Genomic DNA, 11,375 nt, shown 5'->3' with positions numbered 1-11,375 from the left:
TGTTCAGATATAGTTAACGAAGTTTGAGCGTTGACAGCCCAATCAGTACCAGAATCACCGTAATGATCCAAAACCTCACAATCACCTTTGGCTCAGCCCAGCCTTTCAATTCAAAATGATGATGAATAGGCGCCATCCGGAATATGCGCCTGCCTGTTAATTTGTAGGATGCCACTTGCAGGATCACGGAAACGGTTTCCATAACAAACACCCCACCCATGATGAACAACACTATTTCCTGTCGGGTGATAACCGCCATGACACCCAAGATCGCCCCCAGTGCCAACGCGCCCACATCGCCCATAAAGACCTGTGCTGGGTACGTGTTAAACCACAGAAAACCCAGGCCCGCGCCAATCAACGAACCGCAAACCACGATCAACTCACCGGTCCCTTCAATGTAGGGAACACCCAGGTATTTGGAGAAGCCAACGTGCCCCGATGCGTAGGCAAACACCCCCAATGCACCACCTACCAGCACCGTCGGCATGATTGCCAACCCGTCCAGGCCGTCGGTCAGGTTCACTGCATTGGAGGTGCCCACTACCACAAAATACGCCAGCACCACATACATCCAACCCATTTCCAAGGCAACATCCTTGAAAAAGGGAACAAACAACTTCACTTCATTAAAATCGCAGGTGGCACCGCCTGCATCATCGCAGGCAGGCACAGTCAGATACAAAAACAAAGCCACCCCCGCACCTCCCAGAGATTGCCCCAGGTACTTCCACCGGGCGGCCAAACCTTTTGAGTTGCGCTGTACCACTTTCAGATAATCATCAAACCAGCCAACGGCGCCAAAGATCACGGTTACGGCGATCACTGCCCAAATATAGCGATTGGAAAGATCTGCCCACAACAGCGTGCTGACCAGAATCGCCACCAAAATCAACGCGCCACCCATGGTAGGGGTGCCCGCCTTACTTAAGTGGCTCTGGGGACCATCGTCACGCACCGACTGACCGATCTGGTGATAGCTCAAACGTTTAATCAAATAAGGGCCAACGATAAAGGCAATCACCAGTGCCGTAAGCACACCCAGGATTCCCCTGAAGGTGAGGTACTGAAACACATTGAAGACAGACGCATACTGCTGCAGATATTCAGCCAACCAAAGTAACATTATTGATTACCTCTTTTGGCCTGCTGGCATCCCAGCATGCGTTCGATTACTTTTTCCATTTGCGCGCTTCTTGAGCCTTTAATTAATATGGTTTTATCCTGGTGATTGGCATACAGATCCTCAGCCAGTCGCTGATGATTCTGCGCCGTAACAAACACACCATTGGGAGAACCTGCGAGAAAACCTTCGCGGTATAATGAGGCCGCCTCTCCGACAGCGAACACCGTTTTTATTCCTTTATCTGCGGCGTAGCGTCCCACCTGTTGATGGAGGCTGCGCCCTTCCGGACCCAGCTCAGCCATTCCGCCCAGCACCAGACAGGTTTCCCCCGGCAGGGAACACAACACATCGATTGCTGAATGCATGGAGTCCGGATTGGCATTGTAGGTATCATCAATCACATTGCAGTCGGACAATTCTTCAACCACCCGCAATCTGCCGGGAACTGCCTTGACCTGAGCCAACCCTTTCGAAATATCGTTTGGAGAGCAGCCGGCAAGATGCGCAATGGTCATCGCTGCCAAAGCATTTGCCACGTTATGCCGGCCTATCAGCTGTAATTCGACCGTAACCTGGCTACCCAGTACCGAGGCGGTGAACTGATACTGCCCAAGTGCGTTCATGTGGCAATCCAGTAAGTGAACATCTGCGCTGCCGCCTTTCATGGAATAGGTAGTGCAATGCGTGTGCTGTGCCTGCTGCATCAGAAATTCTGCAAAGGCGTCGTCCAGATTGATAACCGCAGACTTACCCGCCGCAAGCGTGGCATAGATTTCTGATTTAGCCTGTGCAATTCGCTCACGGGATCCAAACCCTTCCAGGTGGGCTACCCCAACATTGTTGACCAGGGCTATGTCCGCTGCCACCAAGGCTGACGCATACGCTATCTCACCCACATGATTTGCACCCAATTCAATGATTGCGAATCGATGCTGATTGGTTAATCTGCATAATGTCAGCGGCACTCCGATATCATTATTCAGATTGCCTTCAGTGAATAACGTTGGGCCAACCAGCGAGCATATTGAAGCCACCATTTCTTTGACGGTGGTCTTCCCGCTGCTTCCGGTAATAGCCACTTTCTTGGCTGAATACTGTGCCGCCCAGATTCGACCAAGAGCCCCCAAGCCCAGGCGGGTATCCGCTACCTGAACCAGAGTCAGCTCAGCGTCCACTTTATCTGATACCATGGCGGCAACTGCCCCGGACTGCCTGGCCAGCTCCACATACTCATGCCCATCAAACCGCTCACCCTTGAGAGCAACAAAAAAATCGCCGGTCTGAAGCGTTCGGGTATCGGTGGACACTCGCGAAAACTCCACATCTTCACCCAGCTGGATCGCATTGATTTTTTTGGCGAGAGAGGATACCAACATATCAGTCCTCTCCTCGTGCGTCGTCGTTGCCCGGTGTTTCCAACAATGCTTTTGTGGCTGCGGACAAATCGCTATAGGGATGCTTCACCCCCCGGATCTCCTGATAGTTTTCGTGGCCTTTACCAGCAATAAGCACCACATCATCAGCCTCCGCATTGCTGATGGCATGCGCCACCGCCGCACTACGATCTTCGATTACCTGAAAAGCGACTTTTTCGGGAACGCCTTTTACCATCTGCGCCACAATACGACCAAACGACTCACTGCGCGGGTTGTCTGCCGTGATCACCACCTCATCGGCCAGATCAGCGACCACCTCCGCCATCAAAGGGCGTTTCCCGGCATCCCGATCACCACCACACCCAAACACACACCAGATTCTCCCCGGAACATGCCGGCGCAACGACAACAACACCTTTTCCAGCGCGTCTGGAGTGTGCGCAAAATCGATCACAACCATGGGCTGACCCGCTGCCGAAGGCACCCTTTGCATTCGCCCCGCAACGGGTTGGGCTACACTCATTGCCGCTGCAGCCTGCGACAACGGGATGCCGGTTGACATCAGCAACGTCAAGCCGGCCAGCAGGTTGGCGCCATTAAATTCACCAATCAGTGAACTTTGAATAGTGGCGGTTTGATCTGCGTAGCGAACCTGGAGACTGATACCATCTTGGTCAAAATGCACTTTGGTTGCCGTAACCGTTGCATCATCCCGGTTTTGCAGCGAAAACGTCCAAAGAGCACACTGTGGTTGCCGGTCCCGGCTCATTGCGGCAACCCGCTCATCGTCCAGGTTCAGTACCAGATGCTCAAGGCCCGGATGGGACACCAACAGCGATTTTGCCCGCGTGTATTCCTCCATCGTGCCATGGTAATCCAGATGATCGCGGCTGATATTCGTCACCAAAGCGCCAAAGATGGACAACCCATCCACGCGCCCCTGCACCAGGCCATGGGATGAGGTCTCCATGGTGACACAGCGCGCTCCCCGCTGGAGCATTTCATGCAATACGCGATTGCATTCAACGATATCCGGCGTGGTGTTGGAGGTCGGTTCCAACTCACCCACCAAACCATTGCCCAACGTTCCAATCACGCCACAAGCGCTACCTAGATAATCCAGTGCCTGGGCCACCAATTGGCTCACGCTGGTTTTGCCGTTGGTTCCGGTGATAGCCAACAATTTCAATTGCGAACTGGGGTTTCCGTAAAAAGCGGATGCGATTTCACCCAGCCTGGATTTCAGATCGGGCACCTTAACAACAGGAACCGCAAAGTTTTGTGAATCATCGAAACCAGTAGCCTCCACCAGAGCCGATTCGGCCCCGGAGTGCAACGCAGCCGCCAGAAAATCCCGGCCATCACTGTGATGACCAGGATAGGCAACAAAGCAATTGCCTTTCTGAATTTTGCGACTGTCCACTGCCAAACCTGTCACGATCGTTGTCTTCCAGCTCTCATCTAATGGTAAAAAGGGAACAACATCTTTCAGATACCGCTCCGCAATAAATTTTCTGCTCATGAATCCGGTGTCGCTGCCTTGGCCAATCCGACATAGGTTTCCACCGTTTTATCCGGCGGTATGTTCTTAACCCTGAGCAAACCGGCCATCACCCGGGAGAAAACCGGTGCGGCTACCTGGCCACCGTAGTACATGTCACCTTTGGGGTCATCGATCACCACCACCAATGCAATGGCCGGATCCTCCACCGGAGCAACACCGGCAAACATCGCCAGATAGCGGTGATCCTGATAGCCGCCGGCAGACACCTTATGCACCGTGCCGGTTTTGCCTGCAACGCGATAACCCGGTACCCGTGCTTTTTTCGCGGTTCCGTGGACGTCCACCACACCTTCCATCATCTGTACTACCTGGCGGGCTACGGTTTCATCCATTACCCGCTCGCCTGGCACATCACCATCCACCTTCAGCAGGCTAACCTGGCGCTTGATCCCACCGCTGCCAAGAATGGCGTAGGCTTGCGCCAACTGCAGAGCGGTCACCGACAGGCCATAACCGTAGGATAGAGTTGCAACTTCGATGCGGCGCCATTTCTGTCGCGCCGGTAACATCCCTACGCTCTCACCGGGGAAACCAACACCGGTTGCCTGCCCCAGACCCACTTTACGGAAAAACGAGCTGAGGTATTGATCGTCCATTGACAATGCCAGCTTACTGGCACCCACGTTGCTTGATTTCGCAATAATCTTTCCCAGGTCGATAACGCCGTAATTGCTCATATCCCGTATCGATTTACTGCCGATACGCAAGTAACCCGGCGATGTATCCAGTTTGCTGTAAGCCTTCCACTTGCCACTGGATAATGCTGCTGCCACCGTAAACGGCTTCACCGTAGAGCCCGGCTCAAACACGTCGGTAAGCGCCCTGTTACGAAAATTGGGTACGTCCCCACGAGTACGATTGTTCGGGTTATAGGAAGGCTGATTTACCAACGCCAACACCTCACCGGTTTTGATATCAATGGCTACGGCACTGCCGGAGCTGGCACGATATTCGGTGACGGCCGACAACAACTCCCGATACGCAAGATACTGTGCCCGCAAATCAATGCTCAGGGTTATATCCGTACCAGGTGCCGCCGGCTTGATTAGCCCCACATCCTTCACAATACGACGGCGCAGATCCTTGATGACCCGTTTTTTACCCGCCTCGCCTTTAAGAAACTCGTCAAAGGAAAGTTCGATACCCTCCTGCCCTTCCTCATCTATATTGGTGAACCCCACCAGATGGCTGGTGACTTCACCCGCAGGATAGTAACGACGGTGCTCTTCGATGCTGTAGACACCAGGAATGTGCCGTCCGAGAATATCGTCTGCCTTGGACGGATTCATGTGGCGACGCAAATAGATAAACTGCTTTTCCTGATTACGCAGGATGCGGTCCCGCAGGCTTGATTCGCTGACCCCGGTGCTTTTGGCAAGAAAACCCCATGCGTACTGGGCGTCGATCAACTCCTGCGGATTAGCCCACAACGTTTGCACCGGTGTACTCACTGCCAGCGGCTCACCATTACGATCTTCAATCAATCCGCGGTATGCAGGTATCCTTTCCACCCGCACTACCCGGCGATCGCCCTGATCCTGCAAGAACGCCTGCGACTCCACCTGCAGGTAAATCAGGCGCCCGATCACCACCACTGCGAGCACAGCAAACATGGCCAGCACCATATAATAGCGCCAGCCAAATTGTGACTGCTTCAGTTGCTCACTCATGGCTCCACCATTACGATTTCATTAGGGGCCGGCACTCTCATTTTCAGTTTGGTTCCGGCCAGCTGTTCAACGCGGTTATAGGAACCCCAGGTACTTTGCTCCAACAGCAACTGCCCCCACTCGACCTGCATTGCATTGTTTTCCTGCTGCAGACGCTGATGGGAAGCGACCAGGCGGCGCGTTTCATAACTGGAATACACAACCGCCACGCTAGAGACCATCACCAACACCAACGCCACCAACACAAACAGCCAGGAACGCAGTACAGGGCTCGGAGAAAGCGTCATACCAGCTTCTCCGCAACTCGCATAATGGCGCTACGGGCACGCACGTTACGCTCCACTTCCTCTGCTGATGCCTTCACAGCCTTGCCAATTGTTTTCATCTCACGTTTGAGCATGTCATCGCGTATCGGCAAATGACGCGGAACCGGTTCACCCTTCTCCTTACGCTGAATAAACTGCTTAACCATACGGTCTTCCAACGAGTGGAAGCTGATTACTACCAGGCGCCCACCAGGTTTCAATACCTTCAGGCTCTGGGCCAGCACATCGGCCAGGTCGTCAAGCTCACGATTAATGAAGATTCGAATCGCCTGGAAAGACCGGGTTGCAGGATGCTTGCCTTTCTCTTTGGAAGGGTTGGCCCTGGCGATGACAGCAGCCAATTCAGAGGTAGTCGAAAATGGATGTTCTTCTCTTGCGGAAACGATCGCACGGGCAATACGCCTGGCAAAACGCTCTTCACCGTATTCTTTCAGCACGACAGCGATGTCATCCGCCGCTGCGGCATTCAACCATTGGGCTGCGGTTTGCCCGGCCAGGTTGTTCATGCGCATATCCAGCGGACCATCTGCCATAAAGCTGAATCCACGACTGGCATCATCAAGTTGTGGTGATGATACGCCCAAGTCCAAGAGCACACCGTCAACCTGACCAACCAAACCCCGGGCAGAGACATGGCTCTCCAGGGCGGCAAAGGAATCATGTATCACGCTAAACCGGGAATCGGCTCTGGCCAACGCCGCCCCTACTTCAAGTGCAGCCGGATCTTTATCGAAAGCAAGCAAGGTTCCCGCGGGCGAAAGGCGCTCCAGAATCAAGCGGCTATGGCCTGCCCGACCCAAGGTTCCATCTATATAGACACCCGCTTCGTTCGTCACCAGTGCATCCACCGCTTCGTTTAGTAATACGGTTTCGTGTTTTAACTCCGGTGTCATGATCAAAACACCAGATTTTGTACAGCTTCGGGAAGCTCGTCTGCCTTAACCGGGCCTTCATCCACCCACTGCTGAAAACTGTCTGACCAGGCATCTTCCGGCCAGATTTCCAGCTTCTTACCCATGCCCACCAACATGATCTTCTTTTCCAACTTCACTTTTTCTCTTAACAATGCGGGCAAACTGACACGGCCGTTGCTGTCCATTTCCACTTCACTGGCATAGCCCAGCAACATGCGTTGCAGGCGGCGTGTTTGAGGGTTAAGAGTGGGCATGGCCAGTAATTTTTGCTCTATGGCTTGCCAGTCGGGCAGGGGATGCATGGTCAAACAGTGTCCTTCGAAATCCACGGTTACGATCATCTTGCCATCGCAACTGGCAGACAGCGCATCACGAAAACGGCTGGGCATTACCATCCGTCCTTTCGCATCGAGACTGAGCGCGCTGGGTCCTCTGAACACTTGATTACCTATTGTGAAAGCCGGTTGACACTGGTTGGCGCACCGCCGGCTTCATTTACCCATCAAACTGTGGCCTAATGACTCGACCACCTATCCCACTTTTTCCCACTTGAAACCACAATAAACCACTTCGTGACACCTATGGCACACTATAGGGAGCGCCCTGCTCTATTGTCAAGCTGAAAACCCAGGCAAAAATGTGAATTTGATACGGAAAAACAAAGACTTACGTGACCCAGCTCACGTCTTGACGGGGAATTGACGCTTAAAAACACAATACAAAACAGGAGGATAGAAATGGCTCTTAAAGCCACTTCTAGGGTTAGATAATATTTCGCGATATAAACAGATTGTTTTTAGAACAATACTCAGAACAACGAGTATTGGGAAGGAAATGTAAAGTCAGCCGATAAGCCGGGTTCTGTCGTGGACAGTCATTCCTCTGGGACGCATGTCACCACACGCCTCTAGCAACCTACCCGGATCCAGCGCGGGTCACGCCAATGGATCCCTATTTGGTCTTGCTCCAGGTGGGGTTTTCCATCGCCACGAGCTGTTACCAGTCGCGCGGTGCGCTCTTACCGCACCATTTCACCCTTACCGGCCAGTGAACTGGCTTAGGCGGTTTACTTTCTGCTGCACTTTCCGTCGGCTCGCGCCGCCCAGGTGTTACCTGGCACCTTACCCTGTGGAGCCCGGACTTTCCTCCCAATTTGCAGCTGGAAAAACCAACTGAAAAAGAGCGACTGTCTGGCTGACTTCAGGGTGCAAAATTACCCCTAAAAGCCTAAGGAATCAACCTTTGTTTTGCGCCAGAGACGCCTCATAGAGTGCGTTCTTGGGTAAGCCGGTCAATTCAGAAACCAGGGCACAGGCTTTTTTCAGTGGCATATATTCACTGGCCAGCCCCAACGCCCGCAGGGTGGAGGCATCAATCACCGCGCCACTGTGGGCTGGCGCACCCTGCACCAATAAAACAAATTCACCCCGTCGATGGCGCTCATCTTCGGCCAGCCAGGCAAGCGCCTCCTGCACCGATCCCGTCTTCACTGTTTCAAATGCCTTGGTAATCTCCTTAACTACCGACACCACTCGCACCTCACCCAGCACCAAAGCCACATCTTCCAACGCGGACACGATCCGCTTTGGCGACTCATAAAACACCAGGGTGCCCTGCTCAGCAGAGAGCGCCTCCAGCGCCACCTGGCGGGCTTTCTGTTTGGCCGGCAAAAAACCGACAAACAGAAACCGGTCAGTGGGAAGCCCGGCGATGGACAGGGCCGCGATGGCAGCACAGGGGCCGGGAATCGCCACCACCTCTATGCCCGCCTGCTGCATGGCGCGTACCACACGAAACCCCGGATCACTGATCAAGGGGGTGCCGGCGTCAGAAATCAACGCAACCGACGCACCGCCCTGCAATACCCCCAACAGTGACTGAATACGATCATTTTCGTTGTGATCGTGTACCGCCATCAATCGCGTATCAATGCCATAATGCTCCAATAGCTTTTTACTGTGGCGAGTATCCTCTGCGGCAATCACATCGACCTGCTTCAACACTTCGATGGCACGCAGTGTAATATCATTGAGATTACCGATGGGTGTTGCCACAATATAGAGAATTCCAGTTGTCATAAAAACCGCAGGCCACATTCCAGAATGAAGTTACTTCAACGCCAACAGCTTATCACAGTTGCCGCCCTACTCTTGACTCTCGCGCTTGGCGCCTGCGAGCAACCGGGCGATCCGGGCACCCGTTCGCCGCAGGCGGACTTGTCACAAGCCGCTGCCATCAGCAATCTGATCGAGCAGGCCCAACACGCCAGCAGCCCTCAATCAGAGCAGCTGCTGATTAAAGCAGCCAACCTGCTGCTGGAGCAGGATAAACCGGCAGATGCCCAACGTCTGCTGGACACGGTAAACCCCACCAGCCTGGACAGTGACACCCTGGCCGCGCTGGTATTGACCCTCTCCAACGTTAACCTGGCACTGGACAAACCACAGCAGGCAGAAGAATTACTCACCACCGACCGCATGGGGCTGCTGACTGCATCCAATCAGCTGAGCGCGGACCGGCTCAATGAAATAAGCCTGCAGCGGGCACGAATCTGGGAATTGAACAATAACTATTTGGCTGCGGCCAGGGAACGGATCTTTGTTGCCCCAATGCTGGAGAGCGAATCGGCAGACAGCAATCAGCAGATGATCTGGAACGACCTGATCGCCATACCCAACGACACCCTGGAACAGCTTTCAAACACCATTGCGGTACCGGAGATCCAGGGCTGGCTGGAATTGGCCTGGATCTATAAAGGTTACCAGGACAACCTGGACCAACAGTTAAAACAACTGGACCAGTGGCAGACCCGCTACCCAGGTCACCCGGCGGCCCTGAAGCTACCGGAAGCCCTGCGCCTGGTGAGGGAGCTCAGCACCAACCAGCCCCAACAGATTGCCCTGCTGTTACCCACCCAGGGCAAGTACCGGCCGGCCGCACAGGCCATCCTGAACGGTTTCATGGGGGCTTATTACGCCGCCAATGGCAACCAAGACCAAAGCGGAACATCCATTCGGGTCTATGACACCAGTGATGTAACGAGATTTCAGACCACATACGACCTGGCAGTTGCCGAAGGCGCCGAAGTCATCATAGGCCCGCTGCAGAAAGAAAACCTGCGCAAGTTGCTCACCACCACCGACAATCTACCGGTGACCACCATCGCGCTGAACCAGGAGCAGGGCCAGTATGAATCTCCTGCCAATCTGTACCAGTTCGGACTGTCACCGGAGGATGACGCCACCGAAGTTGCCAAACATGCCATGCACAAACAATATGAGCGCGCCGCTGTCTTGTTCCAGAACAACCCTTGGTGGGAGCGAGCCTATCTGGCGTTCGCACAGGATTGGCAGGCCGACAAACGCCAGGTAACCGGCATTGCCAGTTATGACGACCAGAACAAGATGGCCAATGCCATCAAGGACATGCTGCTGGTGCAGCATAGCGAGTTTCGGGCCAGGCAATTACGCAATATTCTCGGCAAACCTGTGGAGTTCCAGCCCAGAAGACGTCAGGACATCGACTTTATCTATCTGATCTCCACGCCGGAGCAGGCACGCCAGATACGGCCATTGCTGGACTTTTACTACGCCGAAGACATCCCCGTAATTGCGGGCTCACAGATATACAGCGGCAAAGCCAGCCCCAAGAACGATCGCGACCTGAACGGTATCGAGTTCTGCGATATCCCCTGGCTGCTGGAAAAACCGGACACCATTCAACAGGCAATGCGCAAAGCCTGGCCCAAGGCGGATCACCGTTACTTCCGCCTCAACGCCATGGGCGTAGATGCCTATCGCCTGCAATCCCGCCTGCAACTGTTAACACAAATCCCCGACGCCGGCCTGTTTGGCGCCACAGGAAATCTCAGCATTGGCATCGACAACCAGGTTCACCGGGAACTCAGCTGGGCTGTAATGAAAAACGGCCAGCCACAACTGCTGCCGAAAATCACCGAGACTGAAATCAAGGAAGACGCACTCTCTCCGCTGCAAACCAATGAACACACCAACCAAACCATACAAACCACTGACCGCCAACAAGCAGACCGGCAACCAGGCTGAAGCGCTGGCGAGGGACTTTCTCAGCGCCAAAGGCTTAAGCTACTGCGATAGCAACTTTCAGTGCAAGACCGGCGAAATTGATCTGATCATGAAGGATCAGGATATGCTGGTGTTTGTGGAGGTACGATATCGTGCCGATTCAGACCATGGCTCTCCCCTGGCGACCGTCACTCATGCCAAGCAACGAAAACTGATTCGAACCGCCAGCTTTTTTCTGCAGCAGCAGTTCGGGGACCGCTGGCCAGCCTGCCGGTTTGATGTGGTGGGCATCAGCGGCGATCTGCAGCAGAGCCCGACAATCCAGTGGATTCCGGCTGCTTTTTACTGACTTCGGA

10 protein-coding genes and 1 other RNA gene are annotated in these 11,375 nt (G+C 54.0%); 2 read left to right on the top strand and 9 right to left on the bottom strand.

Annotation, left to right across the window (positions count from 1 at the left end):
- Positions 1-13 precede the first annotated feature (13 nt).
- The 9 genes from mraY to rsmI form a co-directional block, all read right to left on the bottom strand.
- A complete protein-coding gene (mraY, locus tag D9N13_RS03275; protein ID WP_290585773.1) occupies positions 14-1,126 on the bottom strand; it encodes a phospho-N-acetylmuramoyl-pentapeptide-transferase in 1,113 nt (370 codons plus the stop codon).
- Entirely contained in the window at positions 1,126-2,502 is a 1,377-nt protein-coding gene (locus D9N13_RS03270) for a UDP-N-acetylmuramoyl-tripeptide--D-alanyl-D-alanine ligase (RefSeq protein ID WP_290585771.1), read from the bottom strand. The genes mraY and D9N13_RS03270 overlap by 1 nt, the downstream gene beginning before the upstream one ends.
- 1 nt (position 2,503) lies before the next feature.
- Positions 2,504-3,940, bottom strand: a complete 1,437-nt coding sequence (locus D9N13_RS03265; protein ID WP_290585768.1) for a UDP-N-acetylmuramoyl-L-alanyl-D-glutamate--2,6-diaminopimelate ligase — start codon at positions 3,938-3,940, stop codon at positions 2,504-2,506.
- 80 nt (positions 3,941-4,020) lie between these two features.
- Complete coding sequence (locus D9N13_RS03260) at positions 4,021-5,736, bottom strand: peptidoglycan D,D-transpeptidase FtsI family protein (RefSeq protein ID WP_290585766.1); 1,716 nt, start codon at positions 5,734-5,736, stop codon at positions 4,021-4,023.
- Positions 5,733-6,023, bottom strand: a complete 291-nt coding sequence (gene ftsL / locus D9N13_RS03255; protein ID WP_290585764.1) for a cell division protein FtsL — start codon at positions 6,021-6,023, stop codon at positions 5,733-5,735. The genes D9N13_RS03260 and ftsL overlap by 4 nt, the downstream gene beginning before the upstream one ends.
- On the bottom strand, positions 6,020-6,955 hold the full coding sequence (gene rsmH / locus D9N13_RS03250) for a 16S rRNA (cytosine(1402)-N(4))-methyltransferase RsmH (RefSeq protein ID WP_290585762.1): 936 nt from the start codon (positions 6,953-6,955) through the stop codon (positions 6,020-6,022). The genes ftsL and rsmH overlap by 4 nt, the downstream gene beginning before the upstream one ends.
- A gap of 2 nt (positions 6,956-6,957) precedes the next feature.
- Entirely contained in the window at positions 6,958-7,416 is a 459-nt protein-coding gene (gene mraZ / locus D9N13_RS03245) for a division/cell wall cluster transcriptional repressor MraZ (RefSeq protein WP_290585759.1), read from the bottom strand.
- A 394-nt stretch (positions 7,417-7,810) separates the two neighbouring features.
- Positions 7,811-8,178: RNase P RNA component class A (gene rnpB, locus D9N13_RS03240), an RNA gene on the bottom strand.
- Positions 8,179-8,211: 33 nt separating this feature from the next.
- Complete coding sequence (rsmI, locus tag D9N13_RS03235) at positions 8,212-9,054, bottom strand: 16S rRNA (cytidine(1402)-2'-O)-methyltransferase (protein WP_290585757.1); 843 nt, start codon at positions 9,052-9,054, stop codon at positions 8,212-8,214.
- A gap of 24 nt (positions 9,055-9,078) precedes the next feature.
- Here rsmI and D9N13_RS03230 point away from each other — a divergent pair, with 24 nt between their 5' ends.
- A complete protein-coding gene (locus D9N13_RS03230; protein WP_290585755.1) occupies positions 9,079-11,040 on the top strand; it encodes a penicillin-binding protein activator in 1,962 nt (653 codons plus the stop codon).
- On the top strand, positions 10,976-11,368 hold the full coding sequence (locus D9N13_RS03225; RefSeq protein WP_290585753.1) for a YraN family protein: 393 nt from the start codon (positions 10,976-10,978) through the stop codon (positions 11,366-11,368). The genes D9N13_RS03230 and D9N13_RS03225 overlap by 65 nt, the downstream gene beginning before the upstream one ends.
- Positions 11,369-11,375: the final 7 nt, after the last annotated feature.

Source organism: Ketobacter sp. GenoA1, from assembly GCF_003671475.1.
GTDB lineage: Bacteria > Pseudomonadota > Gammaproteobacteria > Pseudomonadales > Ketobacteraceae > Ketobacter.
This window is presented reverse-complemented; position numbering and strand designations above follow the sequence as displayed.

Excerpts from the sequence above, each read along its gene's own strand:
- mraY (WP_290585773.1), bottom strand. The coding sequence starts at position 1,126 with ATGTTACTTTGGTTGGCTGAATATCTGCAGCAGTATGCGTCTGTCTTC.
- D9N13_RS03270 (WP_290585771.1), bottom strand. The coding sequence starts at position 2,502 with ATGTTGGTATCCTCTCTCGCCAAAAAAATCAATGCGATCCAGCTGGGT.
- D9N13_RS03260 (WP_290585766.1), bottom strand. The coding sequence starts at position 5,736 with ATGAGTGAGCAACTGAAGCAGTCACAATTTGGCTGGCGCTATTATATG.
- ftsL (WP_290585764.1), bottom strand. The coding sequence starts at position 6,023 with ATGACGCTTTCTCCGAGCCCTGTACTGCGTTCCTGGCTGTTTGTGTTG.
- rsmH (WP_290585762.1), bottom strand. The coding sequence starts at position 6,955 with ATGACACCGGAGTTAAAACACGAAACCGTATTACTAAACGAAGCGGTG.
- rsmI (WP_290585757.1), bottom strand. The coding sequence starts at position 9,054 with ATGACAACTGGAATTCTCTATATTGTGGCAACACCCATCGGTAATCTC.
- D9N13_RS03230 (WP_290585755.1), top strand. The coding sequence starts at position 9,079 with ATGAAGTTACTTCAACGCCAACAGCTTATCACAGTTGCCGCCCTACTC.
- D9N13_RS03225 (WP_290585753.1), top strand. The coding sequence starts at position 10,976 with ATGAACACACCAACCAAACCATACAAACCACTGACCGCCAACAAGCAG.